The organism is Oleiphilus sp. HI0132 (genome assembly GCF_001635845.1).
On sequence record NZ_LWGJ01001019.1, the window covers coordinates 1 to 15628 of the forward strand.

Genomic DNA, 15628 nt, shown 5'->3' on the forward strand with positions numbered 1-15628 from the left:
CGTTAGGCAAAAAATAGACTTCAACATCGAGGTATAATTGAATGGAATCAACACTAAAATACATCTTGTATGCACTAGCTTTAGTCGTCGCAATAACTGGGTTAAATGTCTTATTTGGTGGTGCTTCCGCAATTCCGGGTTCAACCGGAGGTGCAGAAGCAACAGTGGATAACGAATTAAGATTTTTCTCTGTTTTCTGGTTAGCTTATGGGGCCTTTTGCTTTTGGGTCGCTCAAAATATTCAGGCTCAATATAAGTTCATTCCATCTATTGCTTTGGTATTTTTTATTGGTGGGCTTGGCCGTTTAATTTCAATATTGTCCGTAGGACCTCCAGCTAGTGTTCTAATTCCGGCGATGATTTTAGAGTTTGTTATCCCAATAGCTATCTATGGTATTTACTGGAAAAAATATATTAAAAACATAACCAAGCAATCTTGTGGAACTCCGTGAGCTTTAATAAGGAAATTCATGCCAAAATTCGAAATGGAAATATCGTTGCCAGTTTGCCCCGAAAATTTATCGGCAGACCTATTGGTCATGTCGGGGGTTAATTACGAGTTATCTCCCATATTAAAAATGTCGGCCCCTCAACAATGGCCGGCAAAACCAATATCTGAGTGGCCAGTAAATGACGATATATTTTCGAGCATAATCTTATTATTTGGGTTCATCCCGGTTGATTTACACCGATTTAAATTTAGATCGGTCAATAGCATGGGTTTTATCGAATCATCAAAAACTATGCTCAATAATGTGTGGTCACATGAGCAAACTATTTCAGCTGATGGTTCAGGGGCAAAAATAAGAGATGTCGTTTATTTCAAAAGTAAATTAGGCTTTTTAGGTTATTTATTTAAACCAGTATTTCAATCAATATTTGCTCATCGTCATAAACGGTTAAAATCAAAGTATGCAAAAAGCAGCTAACAAGGCCTCATAGGGGCATCGTTAAGTTTCCTAAGAGGGGGTTTTCAACTAAGCTAGTAACTGGAATTTTTCTACACTGATGATCAAGGGGCAGATATGAAGTTGTCAGTAAATCAGTTCTTATTGTTCATAATTGCTTTACTTTGTGTACAGTTGGCGTGGGCAAATGAAGCAATAGACATTGTCACAGATCCATGGCCTCCATTTGCCTATGAAGAAGATAATAAAGTGGTGGGAACCGACGTAGAAGTTGCGTTATCAGTATTTCAGAAGCTTGGCGTAACAGCTAATATTCGATTATTGCCATGAAAACGCTGCTTGGGTTTAGTTAAAAACAAAAAAGCTGACGCAATACTAGCCGCTTCTATAACTGAAGAAAGAAAGGAATTCCTACACTTTCCTAGTGAGCCAGTGTCTAAAGGCGTTACTGTATTTTTTAAGAAAGCAACAAACTCTATTTCTTCTATTGACTTAAATAACCCTAAAAACCTGCGTGTGGGGGCAATTCTTGGCTATAAATATTGTGATGAGTTAGACAATTCTCACCTATTAGAGAATGCATCGCGAGTACCGACTTTGGAACAAAGCTTGAATATGCTGTTACTGGGTCGCATCGATTTAGCAATAGGTGTCGAGCTAGTTGGCTTTCATAAAGCTCGGGAGATGGTTATTTTGGATCAATTAACTATCGTTGGGAGTAAGCGTTATTGCCCTGGCGGAAATTATTTAGCTTTTGCGAAGAAGCCAGGGCTTGAAGAGCTGTCATTGAGATTCAGTGAGGAGCTGACGAAGTTCAAGACAACTGATGAATATAAACAAATTCTAGCCAAATATGGAAAACTTCAGTAAGAGTTTAACCAAGCGCCCTACCGAACTCGCCTTCGGTTAACGCAGCGTTAGACAATCTTTATAGGGAAATATATCAATTGATCAAAAACACCATCTTTATTTTATCTCTAACACTGCTGTTCGGCTGTGCAACCACAAGTCAAGAAAGGCTCGCTCGGGCAAAAACTTATGAGGAAAGATCTGAGCGCGCTAATCAACAAGCTTCTAAAATTGGAAGTCTCCCTGGTACTCCAGATAATATTGAGTCGATGGAAAGAGCTTATGAAGAATCAGCTTATTACAGAGAAAAAGCACATGATACGAAGTACAAAAATACATGGGCTGAATTGATTGTTGGGGTCATTGCCCTTCTCATTGGAATCGCAACAAAATAAACATAACCAGACCAAGCAACAGGTTCTTTATGAAACTAAAAACAATTACTTTACTCTTAGCAAGCCACTTATCTATAGGCGCATTGGGTATCGGTTTGGGGATATATATCCTGCCAATTCTAACGGCACCGACTGCGCCTTCAGAGTCAATGATCTCAGAGATTTCTTCGCAAGCGCGATATACCGGGAAGTTTAAAAGAGACCTAGAGGATAGCGACACCTTTCACTGGGGCGAAGGCATCGTTTCGCTTAACACTGAGTACATTTCTTTAGCTGGCCAACTGGCTCCCGGGCCAGACTATAAGCTTTATCTTTCTAAAGAGTTCGTAGAAACCGAGCTTGATTTTCAGCGCTTGAAGTCGTCAATGCTTCAAGTTGGTGACGTGACAACCTTCGAAAACTTTGTCGTCAAAGTGCCTCAGGGCACCAATATAGCTGACTTTAGCTCAGTCATTGTTTGGTGTGAGGCCTTTGGTGAGTTTATTACGGCAGCCAAATATCAGTAAATGAGTTCAACGAACAGACTCTGCAATTAAAATATTTGATTCGCCCAAACGGTTAAACCCGATGCGACACTGCCGAAGTGGTCGCCATCAAGCACCTCGATGTCACCAAATTTATTGTGAATTGCTTTACGAATAACAGGGGACTGACCCGATCCCCCCGTTATAAAAATTAGATCGGGTTGTGTTTGCGCTTGTGTAATCGCTTCTTCCATCAAGCTCAGCATTTTCATCAAGGGTCGGTCAATTGCTTCAGCAAACTGCTCTAGCTTTACGTCTTGACTCAGCCCATCTTCGATAAACTCAAGTGAGCTTGAAACGCTATCTGCTGAGGATAAGGCGATTTTGCATTGCTCTGCGCTGCGAACAAGCTGATGTTGCTGCTGATTATTTCGCATTGAGATAAAGCGTTTGATCAAGTCTGGCTCAACACAATCGCGTAGTAGCTGTTCAATATCCAAGCCTGTATTAAGTTCATTAAACCGTGTCTGAGCCGATACATCGTTAGTGCTCACTGCGTCCCAGAAAAGCTGGGTGGGAACAGGAAGACCGCTTTTGGTTTTTGACAACATGCCCAGAAGTGGCATGAGGTGCTTTCCTGCCAGCTGAATATCAAGATCGTTCCCCCCTACTCGCTCACCGCTATGCCCTAGAAAATCTTTTGATCGATCGCTCTTATCTCGGTAAGAAGGCCCCATTCTAACCATGGCACAGTCGCTCGTTCCACCACCGATATCGACAACTAAAACCGTTTTATCTGCATCGAGTGAACGTTCAAAACTCAGGCCTGCGGCAATAGGCTCAAATAAAAACTCAACATCTTTAAAACCAGCACGTTTTGCTGAGGTTTGCAGAATTTCCAAGGCCTGACGGTTACTCTGCTCGGCGTCCAAACCTTGGAAGTTTACAGGGCGACCAATCACAGTATGCGATATCGTATCGCCAAGTGTCTGTTCCGCACGCGCTTTAATAGATTGCATCATTGCCGTAACGATATCTTCAAATAGAAAAACCGCTTCTGGACGAAGTCCGCTGGCACCCAGAAAAGACTTCGGGGACTTTACAAAGTAGCCTTCTCCCGGCCATTGTAAATACTCTTCAAAGGCTTCATGGCCGACATAGACTATTCTTTCGTCTGAACCAAAACCTTGCTCCCGGCGAACATGTTGAGCACGAGCTAAGTGGTTACTGCGCAGGTCGATATAGTCTGACTTAAGCTCATCAGTGGCAATAGACAAGCCGACACTTTCACTAATCAGTTCCCGGTCTAAAGCATACAAAGTCGACGGCATAAAGCGCTTGCCTTGCTCTAGCTCGAGCAAACGGACGCTATTCAAATTACTATCGTGAATACCTATTGCACAGTTTGAGGTTCCAAAGTCAAAACCCGAAATCATTCCACTACCACCTTTAATACCACTAGAAGAAGGACAAATAAAAAGGGCGCGAAAATTAACATAAGCTTCACGGCTTAGCCAGTTAAATATGGCAGGCTGTCTTTTACCTAATTGCTGAATGTATCGACTCCCTAGAAGTTATAGGTAGGGCATTGAAGTCCTACCCAAGACTTTATAAGCTACTCTCATAAAGTCGCTCTATCTAGGCACAGTAAGACTGCCTAACCGGGTATTAGTTTATGCAACAATTTTCAAGCAGTGCCGACGAGAAGATAGCCCTCGAACATGAAGCTGCCAAGCTTTTTATGCGTCACTATGAAAGGCTACACGGTCAAGAAATTCGGCATATTTGGCACAACAAACCAAATAAGCCAGATGTATCCTGCGAGTTGGAAGGCCTTCGACTCGATTTGGAAATTGCGCACCTATACGGCTCTGAAGCCGAAGCAATGGCGATATTGAAACGTGACCTGACGGATAAAACACGTGAAGCACTGCGCGAGCAGGCTAACTGTTCCAACGTGCATGAGCGTCTGCTTAGCGCTCTGAATAGAATACTGATGAACAAAGCCCAAAAGCACTACAAGTCCCAACGCGTATGGCTGATCATTCGAAATGCACACCCCGCATGGACATCAGAAGAAATCATCGCCTTAAGAGACAAAATCCATGTTCCTGAAGGGCACCCTTTCGAGCAGATTTGGATTGTTGCAGACTATCAAGCGCAGAGCGGGATTGTTCAGCTATTCCCTTCTATACATAAAAATTATTGCTAACGCCTTTATTTCGAGCCGTTACAGCTAAATATTGGAAGTCGAGTGTTTCAAACACCTAGACATATTTGTGTAAGGTTCTTTCTAAATCTTCTCTTATAATTGGTTTACTCACATAATCTGTCATGCCGGCCGCCAGGCACTTCTCCCTGTCACCTTTCATTGCGTTGGCCGTTAACGCCAGAATTGGGACATTTTTATACGCCTCGCCGCCTAAGCCTTCGCGGATATTCTTACTTGCTTCATAGCCATCCATTTCAGGCATCTGGCAATCCATTAACACCAGGTCATATATTTTATCGCTACTGTTTAAAGTAGCCAAAGCTTCTACACCATTGCCAGCCACGTCGATGTGATACCCCATATGGGACAGCAATTCTTTGGCAACCAGCTGGTTAATTTCATTATCTTCAACTAATAATATCTGCACCGCATGAGGTTTAATGCCCGAACCCTCTGACTCACCTTTCAGGGAAACTTCCGGTGCCTCAGCAACACCCAGATTAAGTCCAAATCGAAATGTGCTGCCTTTGCCAGGTGTACTTTCTACCCATACACCTCCCTTCATCAACTCACTCAACTGTTTAACAATCGCAAGCCCGAGACCCGTGCCACCGTACTTTCTGGTTGTGCTTGAGTCTGCTTGGGTAAAAGGGTTAAAGAGCTGTTCAAGCTTCTCGGCTTCAACACCAATACCCGAGTCAACAATGGCACAACGCAATATCTTTCTGTCCTTCTGCTGCACCAAACTAGCCTTAATTGTAATACTACCTTCTGAGGTAAACTTAATCGCATTACCAACTAAGTTGTTAAGAATCTGACGGATTCTTCCTGCATCTGCTTTAACCCACGCTTGCTCGAAGCCTTCCAAGTGCAATTCGAGTTTTAAGTCCTTGGCTTCTATATCGAAGCGCACCGAATCGACAAAAGATTCGAATAATTCCCTTAAATCTATCGCACCTTCATCAAGTACAAGGTGCCCTGCATCAACCTTGGAAAAATCGAGAATGTCGTCGAGTAAAGAAAGCAAAGAGCTTGCACTCTTCTTAGCAATTGCCACCTTTTGCGATGAAGAGTCATCTAGGCTTTCTGTATCCAATACGCTCAGCATCCCTAGCACACCATTCATAGGCGTACGAATTTCATGGCTCATATTGGCTAGAAAGACACTTTTTGAATGCGCTGCCTGTTCTGCTTTTTCCTTCGCTTCTTTTAACTCCAGCTCGGCTTTTACCTTTTTATCAACATCTTGAAATGAGCCAAATAAGCGTACACACTTGCCGTCTTTAAATTCTGACTGGCCAAGTGCAGAAACCCAGATTTCATTGCCTTTAGCTGTCACCAGCTGCAGCTCTTCTTGCCAAGCAATGCCTTCTTCAATACCTTTGTTCACCGCGGCGGTAATTAGCTCTCTACTTCTACCTTCTTTATAAAAATTGATCGCTGTAGAGACATCAGGTTCAAAGCCTTCGGGTACTTCGTGAATTTCTTTTGTCATGAGTGACCAGTAAAGCCGGTCTTCCAGCATGTCCCACTCCCATGCACCAATTCTGGCCTGCTGACTCATCGACTCCAGTAAAGTCTTCTGACGTGCTAAATCTTCTGCAACAAGCTGTTTGCTCAGTTCATTACCTATCCATTGGGCAAATAAACGAATGAGTTCAAATTCGTCATCACTAAAGGGTCTGGCATGTGCTTCAGGACCAGAAAAGTTTAGCGTACCAAAGCGTTCACCTGACACGATTAGCGGCACACCAATATAACTTTCCAGGCCAAAAGCCTCGTAGCAAGGATGCGTATTAATGCAGCTTTTCTCTACATGATCAAAGCCTGTTGGTCCATTGGCATTAAGGGTGTGGATACAGTAAGTAATGCCCAGTTCAAATTCATCACCAGGTTTTACTTCACCATTCGGAGTGTCGGAATACTTAACGACATATCGCTGATTATGAATATGACTGACCAAAGCCAAAGGTAACTCGAAAGTCTGCTTTCCCAAGGCCAAAACTCGCTGGATTTTTTCTTCAACTGATAATTCACTGTCGGCAGTAATGAGGTGCAAACGACGAAGTGTATTAATTGCTTTGTTGTTTTCCGTCAGGTCATTCATAAAGACGAAAAAGCCAACAACATTACCTTCTCTAATTTGCGGAAGGTAGGTTGCTTGTCTGTAGATCATGCCGGTTCTAAGGTCTAGCTCAATGTCTTTATCTAATCGAACTTCTTCCCCGCTAAGCACTCTTGCCAAGTAGGGAGATAGCTGAGCACAAGCCTTCTCACCAATCACTTCAACCAGCGGTTTATCTTCTACCTCTTCTATAGATAGATGAAATGATTTGGCATAGCGAGAGCTTGCCTTACGATAGTTAAGGTCGGCATCGAGATAAGCCCATGCAAGAGAAAGGTTTTCGGCGACCTTTGCCAGCATCGGGTCGATTTCAAAGTGAGACATGTACGGCTCCTGAGCATTGATATCAAGAGTATAGATGCTACTCCCGCAGAAAGTAGCTGAAATATGGAAAAGCTAGCTGACTCTGGGCGCTAAACCTTCCAGGCTAAGACCTCTAGCCGACTTTAAGTGGGAATATTGCGCCAAAAACAACTCAGCGGTTGCCACGGCATCAAACATTGCATTGTGCTGAAAAGCAGCGGGTAAACCATAGCGGTCCCTACAAGATGCTAGCTGCAAAGGCGCACTTTGACCACTTCGCGCCAAGCGCCCTTGCTCTATCTGCATGGTATCGATATAAGAAAACAGCAATGGGCAAGCAAAGCAGTTGAATGCCGCACGTTGAATAAAGGCGATATCGAGTACAGCATGATGAAACACCAATACTGCACCTTCTGCATGCTTAGCTAACAAGCCCAAAGCCATCGACACACTCGAGGCACCGGCCAATCGCTGATCGCATAAGCCATGTATCTGAATGCTTTCTCCTACCGTTTGCTTGGAGTGCACCAGCAGATGTTTTCGTGTTGCGTAATCAATCCGGCCATTTTTTACACGCACCCAACCTAAGCTCAGCAATTCATTCGACTTCGGGTCCAAACCACTCATTTCACAATCGACTACCAGAAAGTCTTGATCTATCACCTTCGTCCCCCCCGACAAGGAAGGCTGGGCATAAAGCTCTGCGATCGGCGTTCGCTGTGCCTGGCGATACCAATTCCGTTTTTTTAACCAGTATTGAAGCTTATATAGAACCATGAGCAAACCGCATTTTTAACAAGCGCTGACTTTCAGCAACAACCGAAAACGCACTTTTAAGCTGATGCCTCAACAAAGGAGATAACTCATCCGGGTTTAAGTGGTTTGTCGCTGGCTGCGACAGCATCATTGCCCTACTCTGACTATCCAAACGCAAACGAGCAATAAACTCATGAGCATCTCTTAGGTTGCTCGCTTCGGAGGCAGAGAGTACTTTTGCACTTTCCAAAGCTTGTAGCCGGTTACTGGTATTTACCTCTTCAATTCCTTTCATCAAGCAGTACAAACGAACCAGGGCAACAATCGGCACGGTGCCCCGTAGTTTTAGATCCAATACCGGGTTGTGATTGCCATCTTTCTCTAGCACAAAGGTTTTGAAAAAGCCTAAAGGCGGTGAGGTCTGAAGCGCATTTTCTGACATACATGCCTGAAAGATGGTGTTCTTTTGAGCCTCCTCCAATACCAAGTTACTTAAAGACTTCGTCAGCTCACGCTTGCCAGCAACGTGGCGAATATCATAAAAAATACTGGCATGCATTAGCGCCTTGGGTTCAGGCTGACGGATCCAGCGAGTAAAGTACTGCTTCCAAACCTCTAAAGGCTGACGCCATTTATCAGTCTGCGCCATCACCTCTCCCGGGCAATATTTCAAACCTGATTTGTCCAGGCCTTCATTTACGAATTCAGCAAAGCGTTTAAAGTAATCTTCCATTTCCTGTGTTGCAGCATCATCGAGAATCATACCGTTATCTTGATCTGAGCCAAGCATCTGATCTTGTCTAGCCTGTGAGCCAAATACCACCCAGGCGTATTCGCATGGTTCATCTCCAAAAGTCTGTCGAGCAAGGACAATCAGCTGACGAGTTATGCTATCGGTGATCGAGGTAATGATCCGGCCAATCTCATCGGCTCTAACATTGGCGCGAATAAGCTTGCAGGTCAGTTCAGGCAACTGTTTACTGAGTGAATAAAGCGTATCCCGGTTACTGGCTCGGTTAATTGCCTGAATCATATAAACCGGTTCACTATTCTGAGCACGGATAAAGTCATTCAGCGTAATAATTCCAACCGGTTTCGCATTCTCGACAACGGGAAGATGATGGATATTCGCTGTCATCATAGACAGCTGTGTTTCATACACTGTTTGATCGGCTTTTATCGTTCTCAGGCTTGTACTCATTACTTCAGAAACCGGAAGCTGAGGGTCGATTCCTTTAGCTAAAACACGAGAGCGAAGGTCTCTGTCCGTCAATATCCCACACAATTCCCCCTCATCCACAAGCAAGATAGAACTCACTTTTGCGTCGGACATCTGCAAGGCAGCTTCTTGAATACTGGTCTCTTTCGATGCACACAAAGGCGACTTAACCATCAACTCCGACACCAGCTGGTTGAGTCGGTAATCTCTATACGCCGTGGCGTCATGACTCCCCTGTTCAGTGATCTGCAAAGACTTATCAGACCCGCGGGAGAAAAACAGAGCAAAGGTATCGTTCTCGGTCGACAATCTGTCTATCAAACTTTTTGGGAGGCAATAAACCAGGCTGTCTTCGAGGTAAGTTAATTGAGTTGTGGTGGCGTCAGCCGTTTGTTCACCGCCAACACCATAGATATCACCGCTACTTAAGCGGTCTAGAAATAGACCTTGAGCGTCTTTGAGCTCGACGCTGCCTGAACGTAGTAAGTAAAGTGTTTCATCAAGGCCTTGTTGTTGTATCTCGGTGCCTGCTTTCTCATAGCAAATAGATAACTTCTTCAGGCACAGCTCTAGCGCAGCATCCCCTAACGCACTAAAAGGCGGGCACTGTGATAGAAATTGTTTCTTATCATCTAGCTCCATAAACTTATGACCCTGTATTCAAACGGCGCAAGCCTCTACCAATCATCTCTGGGAAAAATCGTGTCATACTGGAAAAACGTTGTTTCTGTGCTGCCATAAAATGTGGTCGAATTTGCTAACATCGCCACTCGCAATTCATTCTTATCGTCAATTGGGCCTTGTAGTGAGATAGCCCACTGCTCTCCCGCATCATCTGATTTTTCTAACATTAGCGGCTGCGCATCTTTATTTTGTTCACCAACCAAAGCAATTTGTGCTCCCTGTAAAGGGTGATTTGATCGCGCTTTTAGAACTGGCTGACTACCGTCTGTTTGTACCAGCTGAAACTTAACTTCTAGATCGCCATTTCTAAAGGTACATTGACCACTCTGATAACGACAGTTAGACCTGGCCACCATGGCATAACTTTCACCCTGTGCAGCCGTTTCAGGAATATCCGAAACAATATAGTCCGTCGCAAAATAGCTCACAATCGCGAGCAAGGGGGCAACCACCATCGCTGTCGTCACATGCTTGTTTTTAAACATTTTTTATTCTCCATTTATCATTGAGTGAAGGAAAAAGAGGGAAGCCTATACTGCAGACTTCCCAAAAATTCTTAGCGCAGTAACACGACCAACGCTAAGAGGCCACAATATCAATTTCCATTCACTAACTTAGTGCGCCTGCGCTTCACCAGCGCCAGCCGGTACACGGATATGTTCAACCAAGTCTTGAACATGCTGTGGAGGCTCAACCGTCAATTTCGACACAGCAAAGGCAACGGTAAAGTTAACCACGGCACCGATAGCACCAAAGGCATTCGGCTCGATTCCCAAGAACCAGTTAGCTGGCATATCACCTAAGAAAGACGTACTGGCCACAAACATGATTCCCTTGTGTTGGAAGACGTAAAGCAGTGTCACACCAATACCCGAGATCATACCTGCGATTGCACCTTCCTTGGTCACCTTCTTGCTAAAGATACCCATCATTAAGACCGGGAAGATCGAAGAGGCTGCCAAGCCAAAGGCTAAGGCGACGGTACCCGCGGCAAAGTCTGGCGGGTTAAAGCCGAGATAGCCTGCAAAGGCAATGGCTCCTGCCATGGCAACCCTACTCGCCATGAGTTCATTCTTTTCTGAAATGTCAGGCCTAAAGACACCCTTGAGTAAGTCATGTGATATTGCCGAGGCAATAGCCAGCAATAAGCCTGCAGCGGTCGAGAGTGCGGCAGCCAAACCACCCGCTGCAACTAAGGCAATAACCCAATTAGGCAACTGAGCGATTTCAGGGTTAGCAAGAACCATAATGTCACGATCCACTTTCACCATTTCATTTGTTTCTTTGTTAGACGTGTATTGAACCTTGCCATCCCCATTCTTGTCTTCAAACTTCAACAAGCCTGTTGTTTCCCACTTTTTGAACCAATCAGGACGCTCGTCATAAACAAGGTGCTCGCCTTTAGCAGGTTCAATAGTATTCATTAGGTTCAAGCGTGCCATCGCTGCCACAGCAGGTGCTGTAGTGTATAGAATGGTGATAAAAACTAATGCCCAACCAGCAGACGTTCGCGCATCCTTCACTTTAGGAACCGTAAAGAAGCGGATAATCACGTGTGGCAAACCTGCCGTACCAATCATCAACGACATGGTATAAACAAACATATTAGTGGTACTGAGCCGCGCCTGGGTCGTGTATTCAGCAAAGCCCAGTTCCGAGACAACTTGGTCTAGCCGGTCAAGCAAGAAGGTTTCACTGCCCACCATAGTACTGCCCAATCCAAGCTGTGGAATCGGATTTCCGGTTAGGTGTAAAGAAATAAAGACAGCCGGAATCGTGTAAGCAAATATCAATACGCAATATTGAACAATCTGCGTATAGGTAATGCCCTTCATTCCGCCCATGACGGCGTAGAAAAAAACAATGCACATACCGGTTAACAAGCCTGTTCCGTAATCCACTTCAAGGAAGCGGGAGAAAGCGACACCGATACCTTTCATCTGGCCGATAACATAGGTTACCGAAGCCACGATCAAACAAACCACTGCCACAATACGAGCAGTTCTAGAGTAGAAACGGTCGCCAATAAACTCTGGTACGGTAAACTTACCAAACTTTCTGAGGTAAGGTGCCAAGCACATTGCCAGCAATACATAACCACCTGTCCAGCCCATTAAGAAGACCGAACCGCCATAGCCATAAAAAGCAATTAAACCCGCCATTGAGATAAACGAAGCGGCAGACATCCAGTCAGCAGCGGTTGCCATTCCATTTGCAACGGGGTGAACACCACCACCGGCCACATAGAATTCTTTGGTAGACCCGGCACGCGCCCAGATGGCTATGCCAATATACATAGCAAATGTAATACCCACCACGATATAAGTTAAGGTTTGCAGTTCCATATCAGCCTCCTATTCTTCTACGTTAAATTCGCGGTCAAGTGCCGCCATTTTTTTTGCGTAATAAAAGACCAACACAACAAAGCTATACATCGAGCCCTGTTGAGCAAACCAGAAGCCCAATTTATAGCCGCCAATTTGAATCTGATTCAGTACATCGACCAGTAGGATTCCGCATACAAACGATACGACAAACCAAATGCATAACAGCTTTAGCATGAGTTTGATATTGTATTGCCAGTACGCAGATGCTTGCTCATTATTATTTTCTTGCATGACACATCTCCGCTTAGTTGAACCTTACATTTAAGGCTAAAGTAGACTGTCGGAGAATCACGATCTTTCGGTAAACCGTTACCCGATCGCAATTCTCCGACAGCCTCCAGGTCTTCTTTTATTTCCAGAAGCCAAGGCCAATCTAGCAAGTAATTTAGGAGAAGGGACCAAGACTTTGGTCTAAGTTACGACTAAAGTAGTAGACCTTATAATATGAAAAATGCGATACAGCACTGGTTTTTATTCACCGGTAGTCAGCAAGCTGTATATACATAGCGAATACTCAAGAAATAATAATTAAATGAAGAGGTCATCGTGTCAGCCAGCATAGTGTTTACTGCCATCATCGCTTATACCGCTCTGTTATTCTGCATTGCAAGACAAGGCGACCAAACACGCTTCTCTGAAGACTCCTGGTCTCGCCATCCTTATGTCTATGCCTTGGCCTTGGGCGTGTACTGCACATCTTGGACTTTTTATGGTTTAGTCGGAACAGCTTCAACTTCTACCTGGGATTTCCTGCCAATTTTGCTTGGCCCGATACTGCTGTTTACACTAGGGTGGCCAATCTTGAATAAGATTTTTCTAATTTGTCGGCAAGAGCATATTCATAGTATTGCCGACTTTTTAGCCTCCCGTTACGGCAAGCGCCAAGGCATTGCTGCGACCACGACCCTGGTGATTTTACTGGCGACAGTACCGTATATTTCTTTACAGCTAAAAGCAGTTTCAGACACCTTGTCTTTGATCATCGATACCCATCAGGTCGGTAATCAGGATGTCACCCTGCTGATCGCCTTCAGCATGATAGGCTTTGCTTTGTTGTTCGGTTCCCGGCAGCTTGATGTCTCTGGCTATCATGCAGGTTTGGTTAGTGCTGTGGCCTTTGAGTCCCTGATCAAACTAGTGGCTTTATTTTTTGTCACGGGTTTTGCACTCTATTGGATGAGCGGCGTTTCACCAGAGCAAATTGAATTAAGTAAGCAAGACTTAAATACTATCGCGGTCAGTGACTCAATTGACCTGCGCTTTTTTGTTGAAATGTTTCTTTCGGCGTGCGCTATTTTTTGCCTGCCTAGAATGTTCCATATAGCCTTTGTCGAGTGCCAATCAGAAAATCACTTGCGCACCGCCAGGTATGTCTTTCCTATTTACCTGACACTCATCGGTTTGTGTATCTACTTTATCGCTCAGGCAGGAAACCTGATGTTTGCAGATGGGCAAGTCTCGGCAGATACCTATGTCATCTCAATCCCATTGGCTCAAGAGCAGCAAACACTTTCTTTAATTGCCTTTCTGGGTGGCTTTTCTGCGGCAACCGCAATGATCATCGTGGCAACCGTCACCTTAAGCCAAATGCTAAGCAACGACGTTATTCTACCAATCATTATGCGTCGTCAAAAAGGGGCGAATCGTTTTAAAGACTACACACAATCGCTTATTTTTGCGCGCCGATTGACTGTGGTTCTGGTCGTTATTTTTGCTTATCTCTATCAGGTCGTTTTTGCTGAAAATGCAGCCTTGACCAGTATCGGCCTGACAGCTTTTGCATTAGCTGTTCAACTGGCACCGGCTATTATTTTTGGGCTATATTGGACGCGAAGTAATGCCACGGGAATCTATGCCGGGCTGGCAGCAGGACTGATCACTTGGGCCTACACCTTAATGCTGCCGCTACTGGTTGATACCGGCATGGTATCAACAGATTTACTTTCGCAAGGCCCTCTGGGTGTAAAATGGTTGCGCCCGGAGTTTCTCTTTGGTTTAAGCTTTAGCGATGAATTCAGTCGAGGTGTGGTTCTAAGCTTACTCGCCAATATCCTCACCACTATCGTCGTTTCACGTCAAAACAGAACAACTTTATCAGACCGAATTCAAGCCCTGGCTTTTACTAACCAGTCCCAAAAACGTGCCTCGGAATACCAAAATTATGACGATATTAGCACCTTCGACCTGCGCTCACTTTTGGAACAGTTTGTTGGCAGCAGCATCACTAACAAACTCTTTGGTGAATACGACCATACCAGCGGTAATACAGCCGACGCTCGACTGATCAAAAAAGCCCAACAATCCTTATCTGGCATTGTTGGCGTTGCCTCCTCTCAGGCCATGATAGAAAGCCTAAGGAGTGGTCAGAAGCTGGCGGTAGAAGAAGTCGTTAATATCTTTGAAGAAACGACCCGAGCACTGCGTTTCAATCAGGATATTTTATTCGCGTCCTTCGATAATATTTCTTCGGGCATTAGCGTCGTCAACGGAGACCTCAATATGGTTGCCTGGAATCGTCGCTATGAAGAAATGTTTAACTATCCCCAAGGCATGCTGCAAATCGGAATTGCAGTTTCTGACTTGGTTCGCTTCAATGCTGAGCGCGGACTATTGGGGCCTGGGGCCATTGACGAGCATGTTCAACGACGTCTTAAACATTTGATGCAAGGAAAGCCTTATCGTGTTGTACGCAAGCATCATAACGGCCACGTTATCGAGATAAAGGGCAACCCTCTTCCCGATGGAGGCTATGTCACCACTTATGACGATATCACCGACTTTATGGCCGCTCAGGATGAACTCGAACAAAACAATCTTTACTTGGAGCAACGCGTGCAAAGCCGTACCGCTCAGATTGAATCTATCAATCAGGATTTACGTAAAGAGATTGAACTGAGAAAAGAAGTTGAAGAGCAATTGCTAAAGGCCAAAGCCGTGGCAGAAGAAGCGAATACCACTAAATCGCGCTTTCTGGCCCTAGCCAGCCATGATATTTTACAACCAATCAACGCCGCTCAGCTCTATGCCAATACCTTGCTAGATGTAAAAGAAGACCGTCGAGACATGAGCACTATCGTGCAAATTCGGGATGCGATTCTAAGCGCCGAAAGTATCATTTCCTCACTACTCGAAATAGCACGACTGGATACCGGCTCCCTGTCGCCACAACTCAGCCGATTCAAATTAGACGATATCCTTCAACCCCTGGTAAATGAATTTAAAGTATTGGTTAAGGACGAGGTTGAACTACATTTCGTACCCAGTTCACTGGTGGTAGAGTCCGATAAAAAATATCTGCGACGAATCCTGCAAAACTTCTTTTCTAA

General features: G+C 44.6%; 15 protein-coding genes. 8 read left to right on the top strand and 7 right to left on the bottom strand.

Features of this window, described 5'->3' with window-relative positions; all coding sequences use genetic code 11:
* Nucleotides 1-41 precede the first annotated feature (41 nt).
* From A3766_RS11440 to A3766_RS11465, 6 genes are all read left to right on the top strand, one after another.
* A complete protein-coding gene (locus tag A3766_RS11440; protein WP_068516633.1) occupies nt 42-452 on the top strand; it encodes a DUF4345 domain-containing protein in 411 nt (136 codons plus the stop codon).
* Nucleotides 453-470: 18 nt separating this feature from the next.
* Nucleotides 471-929, top strand: a complete 459-nt coding sequence (locus A3766_RS11445; protein WP_068516631.1) for a hypothetical protein — start codon at nt 471-473, stop codon at nt 927-929.
* A gap of 96 nt (nt 930-1025) precedes the next feature.
* On the top strand, nt 1026-1238 hold the full coding sequence (locus tag A3766_RS11450; RefSeq protein ID WP_068516628.1) for a hypothetical protein: 213 nt from the start codon (nt 1026-1028) through the stop codon (nt 1236-1238).
* Nucleotides 1239-1247: 9 nt separating this feature from the next.
* Nucleotides 1248-1778, top strand: coding sequence for an ABC transporter substrate-binding protein (locus A3766_RS11455; RefSeq protein ID WP_068516624.1), 531 nt, complete (start codon nt 1248-1250; stop codon nt 1776-1778).
* Nucleotides 1779-1855: 77 nt separating this feature from the next.
* Nucleotides 1856-2152, top strand: coding sequence for a hypothetical protein (locus tag A3766_RS11460; protein WP_068516621.1), 297 nt, complete (start codon nt 1856-1858; stop codon nt 2150-2152).
* Between the two features lie 29 nt (nt 2153-2181).
* Nucleotides 2182-2658, top strand: coding sequence for a DM13 domain-containing protein (locus A3766_RS11465; protein WP_068516618.1), 477 nt, complete (start codon nt 2182-2184; stop codon nt 2656-2658).
* 26 nt (nt 2659-2684) lie between these two features.
* Here A3766_RS11465 and yegD read toward each other — a convergent pair whose 3' ends face one another.
* Nucleotides 2685-4052 (bottom strand): molecular chaperone, encoded by a 1368-nt coding sequence (gene yegD, locus A3766_RS11470; RefSeq protein ID WP_068516615.1) that lies wholly within the window; start codon nt 4050-4052, stop codon nt 2685-2687.
* A 239-nt stretch (nt 4053-4291) separates the two neighbouring features.
* On the opposite strand from yegD, the gene A3766_RS11475 reads away from it, so the two are divergent.
* Nucleotides 4292-4828, top strand: a complete 537-nt coding sequence (locus tag A3766_RS11475) for a hypothetical protein (protein WP_068506920.1) — start codon at nt 4292-4294, stop codon at nt 4826-4828.
* 55 nt (nt 4829-4883) lie between these two features.
* Here the strand turns inward: A3766_RS11475 and A3766_RS11480 are convergent, their stop codons facing one another.
* From A3766_RS11480 to A3766_RS11505, 6 genes are all read right to left on the bottom strand, one after another.
* On the bottom strand, nt 4884-7277 hold the full coding sequence (locus A3766_RS11480) for a GAF domain-containing hybrid sensor histidine kinase/response regulator (protein ID WP_082885787.1): 2394 nt from the start codon (nt 7275-7277) through the stop codon (nt 4884-4886).
* A 72-nt stretch (nt 7278-7349) separates the two neighbouring features.
* On the bottom strand, nt 7350-8033 hold the full coding sequence (locus A3766_RS11485) for a 3'-5' exonuclease (protein WP_068516611.1): 684 nt from the start codon (nt 8031-8033) through the stop codon (nt 7350-7352).
* Nucleotides 8020-9873 carry a DUF294 nucleotidyltransferase-like domain-containing protein gene (locus A3766_RS11490; protein ID WP_068516608.1) on the bottom strand — a complete coding sequence of 618 codons (1854 nt, stop codon included), beginning with the start codon at nt 9871-9873 and terminating at the stop codon, nt 8020-8022. The genes A3766_RS11485 and A3766_RS11490 overlap by 14 nt, the downstream gene beginning before the upstream one ends.
* A gap of 35 nt (nt 9874-9908) precedes the next feature.
* A complete protein-coding gene (locus tag A3766_RS11495) occupies nt 9909-10400 on the bottom strand; it encodes a hypothetical protein (RefSeq protein ID WP_068516605.1) in 492 nt (163 codons plus the stop codon).
* A gap of 129 nt (nt 10401-10529) precedes the next feature.
* Nucleotides 10530-12260, bottom strand: a complete 1731-nt coding sequence (locus tag A3766_RS11500; RefSeq protein WP_068516600.1) for a sodium:solute symporter family protein — start codon at nt 12258-12260, stop codon at nt 10530-10532.
* A gap of 9 nt (nt 12261-12269) precedes the next feature.
* On the bottom strand, nt 12270-12533 hold the full coding sequence (locus tag A3766_RS11505; protein WP_068516597.1) for a DUF4212 domain-containing protein: 264 nt from the start codon (nt 12531-12533) through the stop codon (nt 12270-12272).
* Nucleotides 12534-12848: 315 nt separating this feature from the next.
* Here A3766_RS11505 and A3766_RS11510 point away from each other — a divergent pair.
* Nucleotides 12849-15628 (top strand): PAS-domain containing protein (locus A3766_RS11510; protein ID WP_068642239.1); only part of this gene is annotated, 2780 nt, incomplete at its 3' end.

What these genes read in the sequence shown, in the direction of transcription:
- A3766_RS11440 (WP_068516633.1), top strand. Translation starts at nt 42, where the DNA reads ATGGAATCAACACTAAAATACATCTTGTATGCACTAGCTTTAGTCGTC.
- A3766_RS11445 (WP_068516631.1), top strand. Translation starts at nt 471, where the DNA reads ATGCCAAAATTCGAAATGGAAATATCGTTGCCAGTTTGCCCCGAAAAT.
- A3766_RS11450 (WP_068516628.1), top strand. Translation starts at nt 1,026, where the DNA reads ATGAAGTTGTCAGTAAATCAGTTCTTATTGTTCATAATTGCTTTACTT.
- A3766_RS11465 (WP_068516618.1), top strand. Translation starts at nt 2,182, where the DNA reads ATGAAACTAAAAACAATTACTTTACTCTTAGCAAGCCACTTATCTATA.
- yegD (WP_068516615.1), bottom strand. Translation starts at nt 4,052, where the DNA reads ATGATTTCGGGTTTTGACTTTGGAACCTCAAACTGTGCAATAGGTATT.
- A3766_RS11475 (WP_068506920.1), top strand. Translation starts at nt 4,292, where the DNA reads ATGCAACAATTTTCAAGCAGTGCCGACGAGAAGATAGCCCTCGAACAT.
- A3766_RS11480 (WP_082885787.1), bottom strand. Translation starts at nt 7,277, where the DNA reads ATGTCTCACTTTGAAATCGACCCGATGCTGGCAAAGGTCGCCGAAAAC.
- A3766_RS11485 (WP_068516611.1), bottom strand. Translation starts at nt 8,033, where the DNA reads ATGGTTCTATATAAGCTTCAATACTGGTTAAAAAAACGGAATTGGTAT.
- A3766_RS11490 (WP_068516608.1), bottom strand. Translation starts at nt 9,873, where the DNA reads ATGGAGCTAGATGATAAGAAACAATTTCTATCACAGTGCCCGCCTTTT.
- A3766_RS11495 (WP_068516605.1), bottom strand. Translation starts at nt 10,400, where the DNA reads ATGTTTAAAAACAAGCATGTGACGACAGCGATGGTGGTTGCCCCCTTG.
- A3766_RS11500 (WP_068516600.1), bottom strand. Translation starts at nt 12,260, where the DNA reads ATGGAACTGCAAACCTTAACTTATATCGTGGTGGGTATTACATTTGCT.
- A3766_RS11505 (WP_068516597.1), bottom strand. Translation starts at nt 12,533, where the DNA reads ATGCAAGAAAATAATAATGAGCAAGCATCTGCGTACTGGCAATACAAT.